The sequence below is a fragment of the Peribacillus sp. SRI_006 genome, assembly GCF_057586375.1.
Map to the genome: position 1 here is coordinate 20603 of NZ_JBYCZT010000021.1, position 21612 is coordinate 42214.

14 protein-coding genes and 1 pseudogene are annotated in these 21612 nt (G+C 36.2%); 12 read left to right on the forward strand and 3 right to left on the reverse strand.

All coding sequences use genetic code 11. The features are described from left to right. Positions 1-532 precede the first annotated feature (532 nt). Together AC2YHV_RS24415 and AC2YHV_RS24420 are read left to right on the forward strand one after the other, a co-directional pair. On the forward strand, positions 533-1864 hold the full coding sequence (locus tag AC2YHV_RS24415) for a peptide MFS transporter (RefSeq protein ID WP_063574468.1): 1332 nt from the start codon (positions 533-535) through the stop codon (positions 1862-1864). 755 nt (positions 1865-2619) lie between these two features. After that, positions 2620-3309 (forward strand): SH3 domain-containing protein, encoded by a 690-nt coding sequence (locus tag AC2YHV_RS24420; RefSeq protein WP_240520808.1) that lies wholly within the window; start codon positions 2620-2622, stop codon positions 3307-3309. Positions 3310-6384: 3075 nt separating this feature from the next. Here the strand turns inward: AC2YHV_RS24420 and AC2YHV_RS24425 are convergent. Continuing rightward, complete coding sequence (locus AC2YHV_RS24425) at positions 6385-6864, reverse strand: polysaccharide pyruvyl transferase family protein (protein ID WP_487374373.1); 480 nt, start codon at positions 6862-6864, stop codon at positions 6385-6387. Between the two features lie 684 nt (positions 6865-7548). On the opposite strand from AC2YHV_RS24425, the gene nikA reads away from it, so the two are divergent. The 7 genes from nikA to AC2YHV_RS24460 all read left to right on the forward strand — a co-directional run bounded on the left by nikA (position 7549) and on the right by AC2YHV_RS24460 (position 13760). Then, positions 7549-9174 (forward strand): nickel ABC transporter substrate-binding protein, encoded by a 1626-nt coding sequence (gene nikA, locus AC2YHV_RS24430; protein WP_187050361.1) that lies wholly within the window; start codon positions 7549-7551, stop codon positions 9172-9174. A gap of 17 nt (positions 9175-9191) precedes the next feature. Beyond that, positions 9192-10136 carry a nickel ABC transporter permease subunit NikB gene (gene nikB, locus AC2YHV_RS24435; protein WP_057276529.1) on the forward strand — a complete coding sequence of 315 codons (945 nt, stop codon included), beginning with the start codon at positions 9192-9194 and terminating at the stop codon, positions 10134-10136. Next, positions 10133-10963, forward strand: coding sequence for a nickel ABC transporter permease subunit NikC (nikC, locus tag AC2YHV_RS24440; protein WP_057276528.1), 831 nt, complete (start codon positions 10133-10135; stop codon positions 10961-10963). Before nikB ends, nikC begins: the two co-directional genes overlap by 4 nt. 18 nt (positions 10964-10981) lie before the next feature. Then, on the forward strand, positions 10982-11809 hold the full coding sequence (gene nikD / locus AC2YHV_RS24445) for a nickel import ATP-binding protein NikD (RefSeq protein ID WP_487374361.1): 828 nt from the start codon (positions 10982-10984) through the stop codon (positions 11807-11809). A gap of 33 nt (positions 11810-11842) precedes the next feature. Beyond that, a complete protein-coding gene (gene nikE / locus AC2YHV_RS24450; protein ID WP_487374362.1) occupies positions 11843-12664 on the forward strand; it encodes a nickel import ATP-binding protein NikE in 822 nt (273 codons plus the stop codon). Positions 12665-13033: 369 nt separating this feature from the next. Further along, on the forward strand, positions 13034-13525 hold the full coding sequence (locus AC2YHV_RS24455; RefSeq protein WP_034306308.1) for a DUF2975 domain-containing protein: 492 nt from the start codon (positions 13034-13036) through the stop codon (positions 13523-13525). 10 nt (positions 13526-13535) lie between these two features. Beyond that, entirely contained in the window at positions 13536-13760 is a 225-nt protein-coding gene (locus tag AC2YHV_RS24460; protein ID WP_063574460.1) for a helix-turn-helix domain-containing protein, read from the forward strand. A gap of 238 nt (positions 13761-13998) precedes the next feature. On the opposite strand, the gene AC2YHV_RS24465 is transcribed toward AC2YHV_RS24460, so the two are convergent. Continuing rightward, positions 13999-14538, reverse strand: coding sequence for a VanZ family protein (locus AC2YHV_RS24465; RefSeq protein WP_487374363.1), 540 nt, complete (start codon positions 14536-14538; stop codon positions 13999-14001). A gap of 1263 nt (positions 14539-15801) precedes the next feature. On the opposite strand from AC2YHV_RS24465, the gene AC2YHV_RS24470 reads away from it, so the two are divergent. From AC2YHV_RS24470 to AC2YHV_RS24480, 3 genes and pseudogenes are all read left to right on the forward strand, one after another. Further along, complete coding sequence (locus tag AC2YHV_RS24470; RefSeq protein ID WP_487374364.1) at positions 15802-17961, forward strand: S8 family serine peptidase; 2160 nt, start codon at positions 15802-15804, stop codon at positions 17959-17961. A gap of 320 nt (positions 17962-18281) precedes the next feature. Then, positions 18282-18565 (forward strand): annotated as a pseudogene (locus AC2YHV_RS24475) (tyrosine-type recombinase/integrase); the annotation flags it as partial. A 52-nt stretch (positions 18566-18617) separates the two neighbouring features. Further along, positions 18618-19169, forward strand: a complete 552-nt coding sequence (locus AC2YHV_RS24480; RefSeq protein WP_063574457.1) for a GNAT family N-acetyltransferase — start codon at positions 18618-18620, stop codon at positions 19167-19169. Between the two features lie 351 nt (positions 19170-19520). Here AC2YHV_RS24480 and brnQ read toward each other — a convergent pair whose 3' ends face one another. Next, positions 19521-20885, reverse strand: a complete 1365-nt coding sequence (gene brnQ / locus AC2YHV_RS24485) for a branched-chain amino acid transport system II carrier protein (protein ID WP_082854471.1) — start codon at positions 20883-20885, stop codon at positions 19521-19523. Between the last annotated feature and the right edge of the window lie 727 nt (positions 20886-21612).

Genomic DNA, 21612 nt, shown 5'->3' on the forward strand with positions numbered 1-21612 from the left:
AAACTGCCTTAATACAAGGCTTTTTGAGTTTGTAAACAAAAGGGGTTCCAATCAACGTTCATATTTTAAACTCCCTTTTTTTTAAAATGTAGGCAATCCTAACTAAAATCGAGTTTGTCAACAGTCTGAAACTGCCTTAATACAAGGCAGTTTTTTTATTATGATGGGGGGTCTCCGTTGCTGCACAACCATTAATGCAACAAGACTTTTTTTCTTTTTTTTCTGTATTTTTATATTTTCTGATAATATAAAATTATTTTACAACACTAAAGATTCTTTAAAATATAAATAACTTCATTGGTTGTCTTCAAGTTAAATGAATGAATTTATAAGTTAATGCTCATGAAGATTTTGCTATCAGATTCTTTTTGCACCAGAGCGAAGATTAAAAAATGAAAACGCTTACTGATGGTGAGTTGGATGGAGTGAGTGGCCATCATCGTACCAATCAATTGTCTATTAAAATAAAGACCATGCAATTATTTTGTGAATGTAACGATTGGTGGTTAACCATATTGAGGAGGACTTTATTATGCAAGCACTATTAAAAGAAGAAGTTCAGCAGCCAAACCAGTCCAGGAAAAAGCATCCTCCAGGACTGTATATGCTGTTCGCTACTGAGGCATGGGAGCGCTTCAGCTATTACGGAATGAGGGCAATCCTTGTTCTTTACTTAACGGCAACGGTTGTAAACGGCGGGCTTGGAGTCGACAAATCTGCGGCTATGGGCATATACGGATTCTTTACTGGTGCCGTTTATATTACGCCAATGATTGGCGGATACTTGACCGACCGTTTCATAGGCAGAAGATTGGCGATCACGATTGGCGGTATTTTAATGGCGCTGGGTAACTTTTCGCTATTCGCAAGTCAGAGTTTAACAGCGCTTTACATTGGTCTTGGTTTATTGATCATCGGTAATGGTTTCTTCAAGCCAAACATCTCGACAATTGTCGGTGATCTTTATGAAGACAATGATCCGCGTCGTGATGGGGCTTTCACCATCTTCTATATGGGTATTAACGTTGGGGCTTTCTTCGCCCCATTAGTAGTCGGGCTTATGAACTATAAATATGGGTTCTTGACAGCAGCAATTGGCATGATTGTAGGACAGTTAGTTTTCAACTTATTAGGCAATCGCTATTTAGGTGATATCGGTAAAGAACCTACCGGCAAACCGAATGTTACAGCTGGTAAAAAATCAGCTGCACCGTTAACGAAAAGAGAACAAAAACGTACAGCGGCTATCGTGATTTTGGCAGTCTTCGTCATTGCTTTCTGGGCCGCTTTCGAGCAGGCAGGAAGTTCATTGACATTGTATGCTAATGACCAAATTGATCGGAATGTATTTGGCTTTGAGGTTCCAACTGCCTGGTTCCAATCATTGAACCCATTATTCATCGTGATTTTAGCGCCAATTATGTCTGCTTTATGGTACAAGCTTGGCAGCTCAAAACGCGGTGACTTAAAAACCCCAACGAAGATGGCTCTCGGTTTAGTCACTGTTGGTTTAGGTTTCTTAGTACTGCTTCCTGCCGTTATGTACACAGGAAACGATACAGCGCTAAAAGTGAACATCCTGTTCATGATTGTAACGTATTTCCTTCATACATTAGCCGAACTAATGATTTCACCAGTTGGTTTGTCAATGGTAAGCAAAATTGCTCCAATCAAGCTAGCATCTCTTCTAATGGGAGTATGGCTGGCAAGTTCCGCAGTGGCCAATATGGTAGCCGGACAATTAGCTGCATATACGCAGTCTTTAGGTTACCTGGAAATCTTTAGTGTGATTGGTTTTGTAACAATTGGTTTAGGTATTGTATTGTTGTTTCTTTCGAAGCCAGTCGCAAAGCTGATGAAATAATGAAAAAATGAGCTGACCCAAAAGGCATATAATGTGCCATTTGGGTCGAGCTTTTTTTAGTGGGAAAATAATAGAATCGGTCCAAACTGGTGTAGCGGGTCTCCACAACGACCCATACCAGAAAGGAACGATTCTCTGAAGTTTTATTTCTGTTTGCTTAATCTTATTGTGTTTCAGCATTTTCACGAGTCTTTTATCAATTTGAATGATACGGAACATAAGTAAACAAAAGCAAATCAATGGGAAGTTCTTATAAAACAAGTCAAAGCTATATTAGATGAGAAACAATAATAAACACTTAGGTGGATTAATAAACTTGGTTTCAATAATCGACCAGCCACTTTTAGTAGAAAAGCACTTAGAGCTGGTTATGTAAAAGAGCCTATGAATTAGGATGTAATTCACTCCACTTAAGTGATTATATGAAATTTGTACGAGTGGTAACTTGCAACAAAAAAGGGGAATCTTGGGATAAGGCTGGCCAGTTTTCCAAAGGCACGGGACCAGGCGCCAGGCCCAACCAGATGTAACATCCGCAATTATAAGGGGAGATGGAGGCTATGCAAGAGAAGGAAGGTAAGTGAATAGGTGATCTAATCCTATATGGAAACAGAAGAAAGGAAAAGGGAATCTTATCGCTATCCCTAACGACTTCTGGATAGGCTATACTTATCTAGACAGAAAATTTAAGGTCGGGTAGACTACAGATACAACTAGTTATAGAAAAGAGGTCCGATATGCGACGCGATATACAAATGAATGAACGAGCTTTCTCTTCCAAGGAAGTGGCAGAAGAAGTGGGGATTGCAACTCCCACTGTTCGAAAGTATGGTCAAATCTTAGAGCGGAATGGATATGAGTTTTTGAAAGATGGAGATCGGCGTATCTTTGTTAAATCTGACATCGGAGCGCTTATAGCGCTACGCGATACGGACAAGCCCCTAGACGATACAGCTAAAGACCTTGTGTATCAACAAAAAGAAAGATTAGAAGGATCCAATGAAACACACATAGCGATACCCGATACATATGAAAATTCACCCCACGACCCCAATCAATTAAACGAGGTCTTAATGTTTTTAGTCAATGAACTCGCAGCCACACGTGAAATGAATGCCCAACTGACAAACGATATGTCACAGCTTAAAACAAAGGTTTCCCGGCTCCAGCAAGATCATCATGTTATAAGTTCTAGTATTGGAAATTCAGCGCAAAGAACTAATACTAAAATTGAACAATTAACTGAACAACAAAATACCCATTACGAAACATTGCTGGAACAAGAAAAACAAAAAAGTGAACTCTTACAAAAAGAAATACAAAATATGCGGGACGAACAGAAAAAAGAATGGAGTTCACAAAATGAATTTAATAAACGTTTAGAAGAGACTATACAAAAACGTTCCGAAAAATGGCGGGGACTTTTCTCCATATTCAGAAAATAAGGGATGACTGTTAAGGTTTTTTGCCTATGCGAATCCAAAAAACCTTTAAAAAATTCATAGTGCCATATATGATTCGCGTAGCTGAAAAACAGAATGAAGAAAGAATATTTCAACTTTACAGGTTTGGCACCTGTTTTGTAAAAGCTCGGCGATACCAATGTATCGGACGTTCTACCAAAGGCAAGCGAAGGCTCAATTGAAATTTCATTGGAGCTTTGTTTAAGCGATATGCATCTAAAACAAAATGCACAATTTGAAGCAAGCAAAAAAGGCAGTTTAATGAAATGAGAGTTGAGACAGTTGAGAACTTGCATTCAAAAACAAGAGTCATCCTTAATAGAGGTGCTCCAGACAGGGATTGATCGGCTCTTTTTTGTGTGTTGCGTATCGCTGGGCGATATAACTTGCAAATAAATTCGAATCTTTAGGTTTAATAGAAAAGTGACGTTTGATGCAAACATGATATACATCCGAATGAACGAGTATTCTTTGTATTCTTTTCTAAGGAAGTGGCAGAAAATGTGGGGATGCATACCCACTGTTCAAAAGTATTGTCAAAACTTAGAACGAAACGGATATGATTTTTTAAGATGGTGGTTACCTATCTTTATTCAATCTGACATCGAAGCGCACATAGCGTTATACGATACGTGATAAGGGCATGTCCCTGGAGCGTACAACTAGAGATCTTATGTATCTATAAAAAGGTAGATTAGAAGTAACCGATGAAACAGAGATAGCGATACCCGGTATAAAGACAACTTACCCCATAATTCCAAACAAATAAATGAGATTTTAAATGTTTTAACCAATGAACAACTCGCAGCTACGCTTGAAATGAACAATCCACTGACAAGGATATGGCTCAGCTTAAAACAACGGTTTCCCAGCTCCAGCAAGATCCATGGCCTCAATAGTGTTCCTCAAGAAAGGGGCTTATCGGTTCTTTTTTATGTTTCGTATCGGTGTGCGATATAACATGAAAATAAGTCCACAGATTCTTCATCTTTAAAAAGAAAGGGAAGTCCGATATGAAACAGGATTTACTTCTGAATGAATGAGCATCCTCTTCAAAGGAAGTGGAAATGCAAAATCAATGCTCGAAAGTATGTCTAAAACTTAGAACGAAATGAATAACCATTATTAAAATGTGGGAATTTACACACCTTCTTTCAATCCGACATCGAAACGCTTAAAGCTAAAGCGATACGCTATACGGGGAACTCCCTAAACGATAGAGCTAAAGGACCTTGTATCAAGAAAAAGAAAGATTAGAAGGAACCAATGAAACAGAGATAGCGATACCCGATACATATGACAATTTAACCCTTGCTCTCATTCAATTAAAAGAGAGCTTAATTTTTAACCAATAAACTCGCAGCTACGGGTAAAATGAACATTTAACTGACAAACGATATGTCATAGCTTAAAACTGAACGACAAAAAAACCATAAAGAAACATTACTTCAATAAGAAAAAGGTTTCATTACTTTTTTTAGTCTCTTTGACTATATTGAGATGTTAAATAACAGTTTAAACCGAGGCAATCAAATCAGTAGAAATTCCTTTGTTCTAACTATTCAGAATCACTATTTTTCATATTTCAACAATTTCCCGAGAAATAACTACAAATTCTGAGTAGATATCGACAAAATTAGAAGGTTCTAAAAGATGTAGTAAAATATTGGTGAAAATTATGACCAATTGAGTTAAAAACTTGATTGAAAACGTTTATGGGTATTGAGTATGGAGAAGTGACGAATTATTTCTCTTTTGAATGAAATCGTATGTGTCTTTAGAAGAACACACCTTTCAGAATTAAAGAAATTTTCAACCAATACACTCGCTGCTCTACGCGTGAGGTGAACATTTAACTGACAAACGATATGTCATAACTTAAAACTGAACAAAAAAACCATTAAGAAACATTTCTTCAAAATAAGAAAGTTTCTTAATGGTTTTTTAGAGTCTTTTACGATATTGAGGTGTTAATACCAATTTAAACCGAGGCACTCAATTCAATAGTAGAAATTCTTTTGTTCTAACTATTTAGAATCACTATTTTCAAATTTCAACAATTTCCCGAGAAATAACTACAAATTCTGAGTAAATATCGACAAAATTAGAAGGTTCTAAAAGCTGTAGTGAATCATTGGTGGAAATTATGACTAATTGAGTTTTTTAAACTAGGAAATAAGATAGGAAGCGTGGTTGATTGAGTTAAAAACTGATTGAAAACGTTTATGTGGTATTGAGTATGGAGAAGTAGACGAATTATTTCTTTTTTGAATGAAAGCGTATGTGCTTGGGAAGAACACACCTTTCAGGATTAAAGAAATATAAAGGGGTGAATGAGGGACAACCTACGATAGTATTGAAGGCAGCTAAATTGCCGCGAGTAGCAACCTGTGCTAGCTCAAACACCACAAAAAGACCTAAAAGCAAGTCAAAGAGAACAAGGCTAATGCCGAAGACAAAAGGAGGTCCCAAGGCAAGGGATACAAATGTCTCGTAGCGAAGCCAAGCCAAAGCAGGTAAACAATGATAGCGTTTTTTATAGGTAAATGGGAGCCATCAAACTAAAATAAGGAAGGCAGCTAGATCCCCGCGAGTAGCAACCTATGATAGTTGACAAGTACTATGCAATCTCTAATTGGTTTAGAAAATCCACTATATAAAACGTTACAAGCTTAGCACCTTAAACAGGTGCTTTTTTATGTTCATACTTAATAAACACTCCTTTTAAAAGGAGTGCCTTCTTGTTATGAAATTTCAGAGTGATAACTATCTGGTAATTTACTAAAATTTACATACTAAAGCTATCTAAACCTTGTTGGGTCAAAGTAAAAGAAACAATTGCCCAATTTTGAAGCTTTTTCGAAGTGGACAGCAATAACTTTATTGTTTTCCTTGTCCTCGGGTTTGTCCTCTTACTTGTTATTTACATTATTCCAAAACAGTTAGAGTTAACCGCAGAAAAAAACTCACCCCCGAAACTTGTGTCTGGAGGTGAATTTTAAGGATTTAGAAAATATATTTGAAACTATTTGGAATTTTGGTATTGAAATCTAAAACTTAGTCTACTTTGAAATTATTTTTTATAGGTTCAATTATTAAGGGACTGAATTGTTCCTTTCTATTTTTGTATTGTTCGATTATCTTTTCATTATTTAGTTCAATTTCCCGGATCCCTTCCATAATATCGAGAGCTAGTGTATCGGAATCGGTTGAAACGACTAAATTCTCCAGCCCAAGGGACTGAAACAAATCAAATACTTTAAATCTGTATCCGAGGGCGATACAGGGGACATTTCCTGCTAAGGAAAGGATATTAGCGTGAAGTTTAAAGTTAATGCTCAAACTGCAGACAGAGAGTTTTTCAATAAGCTCTTCCTCTGAGTATAGTGATGGATCATAAGTCACATTCAACGGGTCATTCAATTTATCGTAAAGTCGTTTGGAGGCCTCCCGGTCACTGCCCCAGACAACGTACAATAAAATTTTATAACCCGACTTTATTAATTTTTTGGATACTTGAAGAAGCGCATTTTCAATAGCAGCTTCTTGGGAATGTCCGAAAGCTTTAAGTCTTTACAGGCTCTCAGGAAAATCATGCAGATGTTTGCCCTTGTCCATGCTATTCAGTAATGGAAAAACGGAGTGCAGCTGTAAACAGTCCACACTCCACTTCGTCTGGATCGCCAAACCAAAGGAACAATGGCGCTATACAAAAAAATGAGAAAATGTCAGGTGACACATTCCCAGTCCTTTAACACTATATATGTTTCGGCATTCTCAGCAAGAGCGTTTGGGACATTCACAAATCTAAACAGCGATTAAATGTCCGCCCTCCGATGTCTTCTACGTATAAATAATTATATCAGAATAATATTATTGGCTTTATCCTCTTATAAGGTTAAGGGGATTGGAACTGATGATTGTGTTATCAAAAAACAGGTGAATGTTAATTATTTCTTCACGACGGAATGTAATTCATTTTGGTCAGGTTCCTAACTTTTCACGAACAATACCGGTTTTAAAAGAGGGCGAACGTGTAAATATTCGGAGTAGCATCATCATTCATGGCTGAAAAGAATATTGGGGGTCTACGTATCTACATATGATTTCTTATAAACATAATTATATTTTTTGAGAGTTTCGACATTATATTGACAATAATATAGTTACTCATTACAATTGAAAATAATTCTCAATATGGTACAGGGGGCACCAATGGTTATGTCAAAACGAAGAAACAGCAAAAAAGTGTTATTTATATCGGCAATCGTTTTAATTCTATCAACGCTTTTACTTGGATGTACAAATGAATCAAAAGAAAATTCAACTTCAAACAAAGACAGTAAAGACATGCTTACTTTGGCTTGGCCGAGGGATATAGGTGAAATGAATCCGCATGTCTATAATCCTTCTCAATTATTTGCTACATCCATGATATATGAACCTTTGGTCAGCTACCAAGATGGAGGTAAGCTAAAACCGCATTTAGCTGAATCTTGGGAAATTTCCAAGGATGGGAAGGAATATACGTTCCACCTCCGTCAAGATGTGAAATTTTCTGACGGTACAAGTTTTAATGCTGAAATTGTGAAAAAGAACTTTGATACTATATTGAAAAATGTTGATTTACATAGTTGGTTGGGCTTTATTACGAAAGTGGATCAAACGGAAGTAATTGACCAAAACACATTTAAACTAACATTAAAGGAGCCATATTATCCTACTATTCAAGAGTTAGCCGTTGTTCGTCCAGTCCGATTCTTAGGTGATGCTGGATTCCCTAAAGATGGTGACACTTCTAAAGGTGTTACAAAACCAGTCGGTACAGGCCCATGGGTTTTGGAAGAATATAAAGCAGATGAATATGCTATTTTCAAACGCAATGAAAATTATTGGGGTGAACTCCCTAAAGTTAAGAAAATCAAAGTCAAGGTCATTCCTGATGCGGAAACCCGTGTTCTTGCTTTTGAAAAAGGTGACCTGGACCTAATTTATGGTGAAGGTGCTATCAGTCTGGATGCTTTCAAACAATTAGAAACAACAGGTAACTATGAGACTAGTATTTCTGATCCGGTTGCGACAAGACAACTAGTTATGAATACGAAGAAAGAACAACTTTCAGATTTACGTGTTCGTCAAGCGTTACAATATGGATTTAATAAAAAAGCAATGGTTGACGGAGTTACTTCAGGTTTGGAAGAGAAGGCAGATTTCATTTTACCGACAAACTTCCCGTATACTTCAGACATTGATGTAACACCGATTGATTATAATGTCGAAAAAGCAAAAGCTTTATTAGATGAAGCGGGATGGAAGCTTCCAAAAGGAAAAAACGTTCGTGAGAAAGACGGAAAGCCGCTTGAAATCGAGTTAATGTACGACTCTGCAGAATCGATTCAAAAAGCAATGGCCGAAACATTACAATCTGAGTGGGCGGCACTAGGTGTTAAATTGAATATCGTTGGAGTTGAGCTTACGGTACAAATTGAAAGATTCAAAGCTAATGATTTTGAATTGAATTTCTTTAGTAACTATGGCGCTCCATATGATCCACATACTTTCGTAAATGTCGTTGGTTCAAAAGGATTTGGCTTTAACGAAGCCATTTCATCTTATCCGAACAGAGATGAGTTGTTAAAACAAATTGCAGATGTTCCTAGAACAACAGATGAAAAAGAACGTCAAGAACTTTACTCAACTATTTTGGGATCACTGCAAGACCAAGGAGCGATTGTGCCCATTTCTTATATTAAGAAAATAGCTGTTTACCAAAAAGATGTATCTAATTTTACATTCCCTGCTAACAGGGATGAACATCCATTCACAGGAATTAGCATCGAGAAGTAAGTTACAGGAGGGTTTTCATGGGCACTTATATCTTGAAACGAATTATGGCCATTATTCCCATCTTTCTCTTGGCCACTCTTCTTACGTTTGGAATGATTCACCTTTCACCAGTGGACCCAGCTGAGGCATATTTATCTGCAGCACATATCCAATCTACAGATGAGATATTGGCTCAGAAAAGACATGAGTTTGGCTTAGATCAACCCCTCCATGTTCAATATGTAAATTCTATTATTAAGATATGCCAATTTGATTTTGGCATATCTTATCTTTCGAATAAACCTGTTTGGGAAGAGGTAACCTATCGAATGCCAGCGACCATTCAGTTAGCTTTAGGTAGCATCATATTAGCTATCCTGGTCAGTGTCCCTCTTGGATTTTTGGCAGGCATAAAGAAAAACAGTGGTATTGACCATTTTAGTCGCCTTCTCTCTTTTTTCGGGGCGTCCATCCCTTCTTTTTGGCTTGGTTATTTATTGATTTTTTTCTTTTCTGTTAAACTCGACCTATTTCCTGTCGAAGGAATCGGGACTTGGCAACATCTGGTTCTTCCTTCCGTTACTTTAGCTTTGCCATTAATAGCTTTGTATACTCGACTATTACGTGCTAGCGTTCTTGAAAATTTACAGGAACCTTATGTCCTTTTTGCTCGCACAAGAGGGATTCATGAAAAAGTCATTATGGGAAAACATGTATTGAGAATAGCCATATCCCCCATGATTACTGGACTGGGGATGAATTTAGGAAAGCTGCTGACCGGAACCATTATCGTCGAAGCGGTCTTTTCCTGGCCAGGATTCGGTCGTTATTTCATTGAAGCTATTTTTAATCGGGATGTTCCTGTCATTCAATGCTATGTGCTTTTAGCTGCGGGACTATTCATTTTTAGCAACTTGATTGTTGACCTAATCCAAATGTGTATCGACCCACGCATCTCCAGAAAAGGAGGGCAACGTCAATGATAACAAGTCTTCGTATTATGATGAGAAGTCAGAAAGTGATTGTCCTTTGTTCAATAATATTAAGCTTCCTATTTATCATCACCATCTTGGCTCCTTGGATTGCACCTAATGATCCTATTGCTGTCAATTTAGCTAATAAACTACAGCCATCTTCCTTTGAGTATCCATTGGGAACGGATCATTTAGGAAGATGTACGTTATCACGCATCTTATATGGAGCTCGCATTTCGTTAGGATTTGCTACATTAATCTTTATTTCATCTTTAGGCATCGGTTTGATTGTCGGAACCATTGCTGGTTATAAAGGCGGATGGGTGGACCAGGTGCTAATGAGACTGTGTGATGGTGTTATGGCATTTCCGAACCTTTTGCTCATTCTTGGACTTGTTGGTATATTGGGACCTGGCCTTAAACAGGTCATCATAGCATTGATGCTTGTGCAATGGGTGTATTATGCGAGAATTTTCCGAGGAATGGTACTTAGTCTAAAAGAACAAAACTATATAGCGGCAGCTAAAATAAGCGGTTCTTCTCAATGGAAGATAATAAAGAAACATATTATTCCAAATGTTCTTCCTCCGCTCGCTGTTATGGGTACATTAGAAATGGGTTGGGCCATCATGGATATATCGGCCATGTCGTTTCTAGGTTTGGGCGTGCAGCCTCCTACACCAGAATGGGGAGCAATGATTCATGAAGGGAAATCCTATATTCGGACGAATCCAGAATTAATGCTATATCCAGGTTTGATGATTATGCTTGTTGTCGTCACCTTCAATTTATTAGGCGAAGCGCTATCAGAACGTTTTGGAGTCAAACGTCGTTAATAAAAAGGAATGAGAAGATTGAGAACAGAACGGTCGAGTGTATTAACAGTGAGCGATCTACATGTAAAAGTACAAACAAAGGAAGGTGCATCCACCCTCGTTCAGGACATTAATTTCGAACTGGAAAAAGGGAAGGTATTGGGCCTTGTTGGGGAAAGCGGAAGTGGCAAAACCGTTACGAGTATGTCCATTCTACAGCTTCTTGATCGGAAAACAACTACAATTGAAGGGAGCATTACCCTTCAAGGACGAGAATTAAATGGTTTGGACGATAAAGAAATTCGTGGAATTCGCGGCAAGGATATTGCCTTTATTATGCAAAATCCGATGAATTCATTTACGCCTGTTTTTACAATTGGCAATCAATTTGTCGAAACGATTAGGTCTCATACCGCATTGAATAAAAAACAAGCAAAAGAGCTTGCCATCGAAGCGATGCAAAATGTAAACCTGCCAAATCCCGCGAAACTATTAAAAAGCTATCCTTTTCAACTGAGTGGAGGTATGCTTCAACGCGTGATGATTGCGATGGCTGCATGTTTACAGCCATCCGTTATTATTGCTGATGAGCCGACGACTGCACTCGACGTACATAACCAATTACAGGTACTTCGCCACTTGGATAAAATCCGTTCTGAATATGGAACATCCATTTTACTCATTTCTCATGATCTTGGCGTCATTTCTGAAATGGCAGATGATGTAGTCGTTATGCAACATGGCAGAATTGTAGAAACAGCAAATGTGTATGAACTATTTGATAATCCGCAGCATGAATACACAAAGAAACTGCTAAATGCCCGCCTTAGCATTAAACATGAAGAGCCTATCACCCATATGTTGTAATATATGGACTGCATTTTTTTGAGGGGTGAACAAATGAGTTTATTACAAGTAAAAGCAGTAACTCATAGCTATAATGCTCATACGTTTTTAAAATGGAAAGAGCATTCTAAAAAAGTACTCACTGACATTTCCCTCTCCATTGACGAAGGAACATGTTTAGGGCTGCTTGGCACGAGTGGAGCTGGAAAAAGTACATTAGGAAAAGTGATCCTTGGCTTAGAACGTCCACAGCAAGGACAGGTTCTGTTTCAAGGGCATGATATCTATACTGCTGATAAGCTTACTCGACAAAAGATACGCCGAGATCTACAGGTCGTCTTTCAGGATTCATATTCAGCTGTCAATCCACGAATGACCGCTGAAAGTATTGTAGGCGAGCCATTGGAAAACTATGAAAAACTAACCGTAGCCGAACAAAAAAGAACGGTTATTGAGTTATTGGAAAGAGTGGGCCTAAGTGAAAAGGATTTAAAAAAATACCCACACCAATTTAGCGGTGGACAATTGCAAAGAATTAATATTGCTAGAGCAATTTCTCTTAAGCCACTGTTAATCGTCTTGGATGAATCCGTGAGCAGTCTGGATATGGTTAATCAAACACTGATTTTAGAATTATTAAGTGAGTTGAAAAAAGACTTCGGCTTATCTTATCTTTTTATTACACATGATATTAAAGCGGCATATTCAATTTCTGATACTTTGGGTGTACTGGAAAAAGGGGAATTAATCGAGCATTACAATTCAAAAGATCAGTTTTTTTCGTCAGAACATCCTGTCGTTAAACAGATGAGAAGTTCTATACTCGCTGAGCATCCGCGTTTTCGTTCTCTTCCAATGAGGATTAACAAGTCCTAGTTTAGAATATATCTTTGCCGGTTTCCGTTTGAAAATCGAGGCCCTTGTTTATCTCATATTTGAGGAGTTGCAATAGCATACTTTATACTGGTTATTCGTTTTTTACGATTTAGCGATGTGGGCGTTTCGTTATTATGACTAACGTTGAATATCTTGCTGCCATCTGGCAGCTCCTTTTGTTTTTGCAACTAAAGGGGAAGTTGGTTTCACAAGCTATCGAGCATTTCTCTGTAATGGGGAATGCTTTTTATTTTTTTCTTATAAATGTATAAACAATAATAATGTAATTAAATTCAATAATATTTTATTGTGAAACAATAAAAAACATGTTAAATTCAAATTAACATTTAAATAAATGAGGTGCTTTTCATGAAACGAAGTTCAACACTCTTCTTAAAGGTAGCTGTCATTTTTATCGGCATTCCGGTTCTTGCTTTGTGTCTATTTTTGTTGCCTCAGATAGCGAATGAAGCAAATGAAGCAGCAGAAAGAGGTTCAGATTTGGCTTATGTGGTATATGGCCTATTAATGGTTATGTATGTGTCGGCAATCCCATTTTACTTCGCTTTGTATCAATCGTTTAACCTATTAAGCTATATTGACAAGAACCAAGCTTTCTCGGAATTATCTGTAAGAGCGCTAAAGAAAATCAAAAAATGTGCCATCACAATCAGTGGCTTGTATGTGGTGGCCCTGCCATTCGTCTTTATCCTAGCGGAAGTGGATGACGCACCGGGTCTCGGACTAATCGGAATGGTCATGATTTTTGCCCCCATGGTGATTGCTGTCTTTGCGGCTGTCCTTCAAAGACTTTTACAAGAAGCCATCGATATAAAATCAGAGAATGACTTAATAGTCTGAGGTGAATAACATGGCAATAATAATCAATATTGATGTGATGCTGGCTAAAAGGAAAATGAGCGTAACGGAACTTTCGGAAAGGGTTGGAATAACGATGGCTAACCTTTCTATATTGAAAAATGGAAAAGCAAAAGCGATTCGACTATCCACGTTAGAAGCGATTTGTAAGGCTTTGGACTGTCAGCCGGGAGATCTTTTGGAATACAAAAGTGAAGAGCGCACTCAAGGAGAATAGATCATTTAGGTAGGCTGCTGCGGCAGCCTTTTTCTTATGGAACTGACGGGGTGGAATAGTTGAATAGTGGTCTTTCTTCAACTATTGGGCCTGATTTTTTTTCTGTTTTTAGAGAAATGGAATTTAAAAAAGCCATCCAAAATAGGTGGCTTGTGACATTTGTCATTCTTGTTTTATAAATAATGAATCTGCTGTAAACCCTATGTTAATTTTCATGAAACAGCAATTCTCTAATTACTTAGGAAACTTTATAAATAATAACACCACTAATCCTGAGATATATTAATAACAGCAATAATGCAACAATGCATATCGTTCCGATTGAAGCTAAAACATTAAGGATTTTAGTAGCTTTAGTACTGAACAGCTTACAAAATACAATATAAACTCCAACTCCAATAATTCCACCTAATGTATTTCCCATAAAGTCAGTTATATCGCTAGCTCCTATAGCAAAGATGAATTGCAATCCTTCAAATAGCAAACTAACTCCTGCTATTACTGTAATCCTTTTCAAGAAAGACCAAATTGATTTTAGCATACTGATATAAATTCCAAATGGGATAAATGCAAGTACATTATAGATTATTTCATTAAAATCTATTTGGTTATTAACATTAGCTGAACCAGCAAAAGGGATTAAGTTGATTTCCCTAAAATCCGGCAAGCCTTGGAATGAAAATTGCATTTTAAAGACTATAATCCATGTTAATGCAAATAAATATACGGCCAACAAGCCAGCAGTTATTTTTTTTGATTGTTTTTTTGATTTTTCCATATAAATCCTCAATTCCTAATTCATTTTCAAATTAATAACCTATGCTTTAACCTACTTTACACTATGCTATCATCTCCGAAAATTTTCTAGATTTGATCTTCTACTTTATCTTGGGATACCGGTATATCTTAAGAATAAAAGCTAATGCAAAAACCAATAAAATCCCCACTTTTTCATTTTTATTCTCCTCCATAAAGTAACTTTTATATAGGATAGGAAAAACATCTAAAATAAAAAGTGGGGTAAATATTAAATTTTTCTTAAATTTTCACTTGGAATTTATTATTAATCTTCTTGGAAATCCGCCATTGGTAATTGTATCTTTAAAAATTAAATTGCGATGTTTGAAGATAGATGCGAGGTTTTGTATAAAGTTGTGATCCTTTATCTTTTTAATCAAAGATTTCTAAATGAGTTTTGATTAAACTTTTTTATACAATGGAGAGTCCATAAAAGGAAAGGAAACCATTTTGATTTCTTTTATTAGCCATAGCTTGGGGTTTACATAAAACTTTTAATCAAACTTTAATCAAAACCAACACCAATAATTAATGGATTTTGACATACCGTCCAGAGAAATTCACGTCGATAAAGTTGTTCCGATAAGAATCGCTTTTCTTAATGAACGAACAGGGGCGTTAGCTGAAGATCGGAGCTGTCTTAAGGCAGCTTTTTTTTATGGAACTACCATGAAAATAAGTTCCTTTAAAAATGAAAAATGGCAAAGACCCTCCTCAATCGTTAAAAAAAAGAGGAGAGCGTAAATAATTAGTCTATGGATTAGGGTTGACTGGATTAAGGTCAGTATCAGTATTGACACTACCTAACCATTTTCATTCTTTGTGGTGAATCGCCGATTTTTGCGCTTCATGGATGGCTAACAGGTGCGTTAATTGATGAAGGAACACAAAAATGACCAATCTTTTTTATAAAAGAATAATCCAATTAAATAGTATTAGGGCATGTTTTGATTAATCTTTTTTCAAAACATGCCCCTTCTATTTAGTCATTCACCTTATTAATATACATTTTTTTCTAAATGAATACTTGAATATTTAATTCACATCTATTAAACTTGTGGTTAGTTGTTATAAAATACCAAGTTAGGAAAAGTTTAGTTATTTTCTATTTTTTTAACTAAAAAAATACTGAATTTGATCCTTTTTTGGCAAAAGAATTACATATCTAATAAATGGATATTGGAGGTTTTTGTTCTTACCAAATTATTATCATGAAAACAAAAAAGCTGAGGGAGATTAGAGAATGAGAATATCAAAAAAGATAATAGGTATATGCGGGGCTGTAGGATTATTATTTGGGGGGACAACAACATTTGCTGCCACTTCTGCGAATACTCCTCAAGTTGTTAAACATGAGAAAAAGGTAGAAGGAAACATACAAGAGGAGATAATAAAAGTAGATAGTAGCGAAGTTAAAAAAAGGGAAATCCTTACTTATTTTAATAATAACAAACCAAAGAAGTATAAAGAAAATGAGGTTATCGTAAAATTTAAAAAGAATTACTCCATAAAAAGTCTAGGATCCCTGAGCACTACTTTAGGTTTAACAAATACAAAAGAATTGAATAAAGAAGGAACACATGTAATGAAATTTTCCAAAAATAAAAAGATGGCAGAAGTGTTAAAAGAACTTAACGCTTCTTCTAATGTTGAGTATGTAGAGCCAAACTATGTATATCAACCGACAGCAGTTACAGATCCCCTATATAGCGAACTATGGGGACTTAAAAATACTGGACAGGAAATATTAGGACAAGTTGGTAAAAAAGGTATTGATATAAATACGGAAGCAGCATGGGCTAATACAAAGGGCAGTTCCTCTCTTGTTATTGGAGTGATTGATACAGGAATCGAAATTAATCACCCAGAATTAAAAGATAGAATTTGGGTAAACACTGAAGAAATTCCTAACGATGGAATCGATAATGATAAAAATGGATATATAGACGATGTAAACGGCTGGAATTTTTATGATAAAAATAATAAATTGTTCATACGAGGAGAGGAAGACTTCCACGGAACTCATGTTGCAGGAACAATAGCTGCAAAAGCAAATAAAATTGGAGTTACCGGTATTGCTCCAAATGTTAAAATTATGCCTCTCAAGTTTCTCGGACCATATGGAGGGTACGAATCTGATGCGATTGTTGCCATAGAATATGCTAAGGCAAAAGGTGTAAAGATTTTGAATAACTCATGGGGTGGAGGAGAAAATTCACAAGCATTAAAGGATGCTATTAAAAACTCAGGCACCTTATTTATAGCTGCGGCAGGTAACTTTGCAGAGAACTCGGATACAAGTCCAATGTATCCTGCTGCTTATGATTTGCCTAACATTCTTTCTGTAGCCTCTATTAACAATACAGGAAATCTTTCAGGTTTTTCTAACTACGGTACAAAAAGCGTAGATGTCGCTGCTCCTGGTGAAAGTATTTTAAGTACAACCCCAAGTGTGGAAGGCGACTATTCTACGGCTTATGAATATCTTGATGGAACATCCATGGCTACCCCGCATGTTACAGGAGTAGCAGCGTTAGTAAAAAGCGCACGTTCATCGTATACTCCCATTCAAATCAAGGATGCCATCTTGAGAACCACTACAAAGCTGTCTTCATTAACAGGAAAAGTTGGTACGGGAGGACTTGTGAATGCAGGGAAAGCTGTTAATTTCGAGGTAGATTCTGATATCCCTGGTATTGCTTGGAAGGGAGGAAGTATCAGTACCTCACTTGATGCAAGTAAAGATAAAAATGATGTTTATTCTATTAAACTATTAAAAGGGGAAAAGGTGAAGGCTACACTAACTGGTGATTCCGGGACGGACTTTGATTTATATTTGTATAACGACACTACAAAGACTGTAAATTCGAGCAACGGCATTGTAGCACATTCAGAAATTACAAATTCATCCAAGGAGTCCTTTACTTTTACAGCTCCTAAAACAGGCACATATTATTTGAATGCCCACGCTTTTAGTGGAGCTGGAAAATACACTCTTTCTGTTACAGAAGGCATTGGAGCAGGAACATATGAAAATACAAGTAAATATTTTGGATATGAAGGAACATGGAATAAAATATCCGATGGAAGTGCGTCGGCAAGCTCATACACAAGTACAAACCAAACCGGTTCAACGGTGAAAATTGTGTTTAATGGTACAGGAATATCCTATAAAGCTATAAAAAATGACAAACAAGGAATTGTAAAAGTGACATTGGACGGAAAATCAGCAAACTATAGCTTGCATGCTGCTACTCCTAAGTATAAAGAAGAAATCTTCAGTAAAACAGGACTAACTGCAGGTAAGCACGTATTATCTATTGAATGGACTGGTCAGGCAGATCCTGTTGCCCGTAAAACTTCTACAGAGGTGAATGTTGATTCCATCTCAGTTTTAAAATAGTTGTTATATATATATATGTATACCTTTAGCTTCATCCATAAAGAGGATGAAGTTAAGGGTTTTTGTGTTCGGGAAAGTGGGGGAAAGGTTCCCATAATCCTATCTTTAATAGCTATGTATTTCTTAATTAATCATTAGCCCGGTTAAATCCTTCCATATATCTAGTAAAAATGAATGCCTAAAAGTTAGAAATGTATGATTTTGTGAAATTATCGTACATTCAAATCATTGGTACATAAGGGTTTGAAGAAGGGGAGGTCGATGATGATGACACAACAAAAAATGTGCAGCCGATCCGGGATCAGCAGCAGTTAGAAGATATGAAATGGGCGCTGAAGCGCCATTGTTCGGAGCGCGATTACATCCTGTTTGTTTTAGGCTGTGAGACCGGCTTACGTGTTGGGGACCTACTCAAACTCACCACGAAGCAGATCCGGACCTTAAAGGCAAACAAAACAAGATTCTTCGGGTCAAGGAAGGCAAAACGCAAAAAATCCGCGACATGTATATCGCGAATTGCTTTGAAGAGGTCTTTGAGTACGCCCAAAGCGTCCCGAGTCCCTATTTATTCCCGTCCAGGAAGGGAGAACGCCCCATTCGCCGCCATAGAAATTTCTTATGGAACTATTAGTATCCAAAATTAGGGGGGAATTCTAATGATATATGATAATTTAAATAAAACAATTACCACTAAAAGGCTAGTACTAAGAATTTTTCAAAAATCTGATGCAGTAGCAGTTACTAAACTTTGTAATAATTATAATATTTATAAAAATACATTGTACCTACCTTATCCATACACTATAGAGGATGCTTTATCATGGATTGAGCATCATCTTGATAATTTTAATGCTAATAAGTCATATGAATTTGCTATAACAGATAAGGAAAGTGGAAAATTATATGGAGCTATAGCGTTATCTAACAACCAAAAGTTTAATAATGGTGAAATAGCCTATTGGATTGGTAAAAAATTTTGGGGAAATGGATATGCTACAGAGGCAGCGCAAGCTATATTACATTTTGCATTTGAAGAAAAGCAATACCATAAAGTATTTGCTCGTTACTTTAATTCAAATCCAGCTTCAGGAAGAGTGATGCAAAAATTGGGCTTGAAAAAAGAAGGGATATTAATTGACCATGTGAGGAAAGAAAATCGATTTGAAGATCTAGTATATTATGGAATTATTAACTTAGTAGGATTATAGATTATACTGCTTATTTGTAATCAGTTCCGTTTTTAGGTGGAGATATGCTGAATTATTCGCCAAATGGTGGACCGACGGTGAATTAATGGGTTCAACCAGAAACATCTGGCTGCACTTATTTTACTAAAGGAAGTTTGGGTGAGGCAGCCTTTTTCTTATGGCACTAACGGGGCAGGTTAGTTTAATAACGAAAAAAGCCCAATTCTCAATTTTAATGCTGAGAAATTGGGCTTTTTAATATCGAAATTTCCTTAACGTTGTAAATCTGCATTTTCCTGACGCTACCCCTTATAGAACGAACAGGTGCCGTTCGATTAAAATGTCAACAAATAGAAAAAATGGTTGACATTTTTAAGAGATTTTTTTTCTTTTAACTATTCTAGTTGGATGATTAAGACCGAATTTCACTCGTATTATGCTACTGCTAAACCCTATAAATCCTCCAACAATTGCTGGGATAATCCACCCTAGTCCTACATCATACAGAGGAAGAATTTCATGAAAGAAATTATTAATGGATGAAAAGCGTATACCAGCTCGGTTTAATCCATCAAATAAACTAATGATAAATGTTAAAAGTAAGCTTCCTTGATACACTTCAGCTTTCCCTTTAAATAAAGAATGAAAAAACGTTAAGAAAATTAATACAATAGCTAATGGATAAATAGCTGTTAGGAGAGGAATTGAAACTGCAATTAACTGTGTTAGCCCAATATTGGCAACTATTGCACTAAAAATAGATAAACTAATAGCAATTGTTTTGTAAGATACCTTTGGAAATAGTTTATGGAAGAATGAAGAACAAGATGTAACAAGTCCTACGCTTGTTGTTAAACAAGCTACTGTAATCATTAACCCTAATAATATCCCGCCATAAGCTCCAAAATAATAATCCGAGACTTTTGCTAAGATGGTACCTCCATTTTCAAGGTGTCCAAGTTTTTCTACACTTGAAGCACCCATATAAGAAAGAGCTGAATACATGGTTGCTAGGAAAAAGGCAGCAATTCCAGTTGCTTTTGCACAAACAACCATAATTTGTTTTTTTGTTTTTGCACCTTTTTCTTTAATGGCATTAATGATGATGATGCCAAAAACAAAAGATGCAAGCGTATCCATTGTTAAATAACCTTCTCTAAACCCATTAAAAAATGGTTGAACTGAATAATTCTTAATAGGTGCTTGAAAATCTCCGATTGGATGTTTAAAAGCAACTACTACTAGGATTCCAATGAACGTTATCTTGATTGGTGTTAGTATTTTCCCGACAATTCCGACAACTCTCGCGGGATTGATTGAAAAAAGGCACGTAATGCTAAAAAAGATGAGTGTAAAAATAAGTAAAGGTGTAGAGCCTGAATTTTCGGATAAAAAAGGTTTTACACCGATTTCAAAAGAAACGTTTCCTGATCTAGGCAAAGCAAATAAAGGACCAATGGCTAAATAAAGAACGGTTGTGAATACAATACCAAATACAGGATGTACCCGACTTGCTAACGACTGTAAATCATCTTTCCCCGAAAAACCAAGTGCTAACACACCAAGTAACGGTAGGCCGACTCCTGTTATTAAAAACCCTGCATTTGCTGACCAGATATTCATTCCTGCTGATTGACCAAGCATTGGTGGAAAAATTAAATTTCCTGCCCCAAAAAATAGAGCAAATAACATTAAACCAATAACTACTATAAATGAAAATGGTACTTTAGTAGGCAAATTAAACCCTCCATAAAATAACTGAATTTCACTTTTTGAAAAAAGTAATTTTCAAAAAATTATTCACAAACTAAATACATAAGATTTTATCGTATTATGACTAGATAAAATTAATTTCAATGTAAATTTTAAGTTTCTCCTTTTGGGCGGCCTTATTTAATATGCAATAGGTTCTTTAAAATTTTAACGACAAGCAGAACTATTACTACCATGATAACGATTAAATGATAATCGGTGTGAATTACAGGGAATTCCCCTTAGCTCCCTATTAGTGATGTGTAATTATTAACTGAAATACCATTTTATTGATATTAATATATTGTAATATATACTGCTTACTCTTTAAAGGATAAAAAGGAGGAAAAAACAAGAAATAAAGTTGTCATTAGGAGGTATAAAGTGGATTATGGACTATGGCAGGTTAGTTGCAGAAGGCTATTCTATTTTCAAATAAGGGACATAAAATTAATAGAACCCGACACAATAAAAATGAACTATATAAGGGAAGGTTTTATATCGGTGTTGAAGGTAACCTTGAAAAGTACTTTTTTTATTTTCAATGTATCTAACTTTATCACAAAGTGTTCAAACGGAAGAAAATTATAAAACAGAAGGGAAAGTAGTTTATCAAATCCACTATGATTATAAATCAAAAGCATTTTATGTTAATTATAACAATGAAATGAATACCATTTGGCGATGAATTATTTTACTAAGTTTTTAATGT

Coding starts and splice junctions, on each gene's coding strand:
- nikA (WP_187050361.1), top strand. CDS start 7,549: ATGTCAAAACGAAGAAACAGCAAAAAAGTGTTATTTATATCGGCAATC.
- AC2YHV_RS24415 (WP_063574468.1), top strand. CDS start 533: ATGCAAGCACTATTAAAAGAAGAAGTTCAGCAGCCAAACCAGTCCAGG.
- nikE (WP_487374362.1), top strand. CDS start 11,843: ATGAGTTTATTACAAGTAAAAGCAGTAACTCATAGCTATAATGCTCAT.
- AC2YHV_RS24480 (WP_063574457.1), top strand. CDS start 18,618: ATGATATATGATAATTTAAATAAAACAATTACCACTAAAAGGCTAGTA.
- AC2YHV_RS24455 (WP_034306308.1), top strand. CDS start 13,034: ATGAAACGAAGTTCAACACTCTTCTTAAAGGTAGCTGTCATTTTTATC.
- AC2YHV_RS24460 (WP_063574460.1), top strand. CDS start 13,536: ATGGCAATAATAATCAATATTGATGTGATGCTGGCTAAAAGGAAAATG.
- AC2YHV_RS24465 (WP_487374363.1), bottom strand. CDS start 14,538: ATGGAAAAATCAAAAAAACAATCAAAAAAAATAACTGCTGGCTTGTTG.
- nikC (WP_057276528.1), top strand. CDS start 10,133: ATGATAACAAGTCTTCGTATTATGATGAGAAGTCAGAAAGTGATTGTC.
- nikB (WP_057276529.1), top strand. CDS start 9,192: ATGGGCACTTATATCTTGAAACGAATTATGGCCATTATTCCCATCTTT.
- AC2YHV_RS24470 (WP_487374364.1), top strand. CDS start 15,802: ATGAGAATATCAAAAAAGATAATAGGTATATGCGGGGCTGTAGGATTA.
- AC2YHV_RS24420 (WP_240520808.1), top strand. CDS start 2,620: ATGAATGAACGAGCTTTCTCTTCCAAGGAAGTGGCAGAAGAAGTGGGG.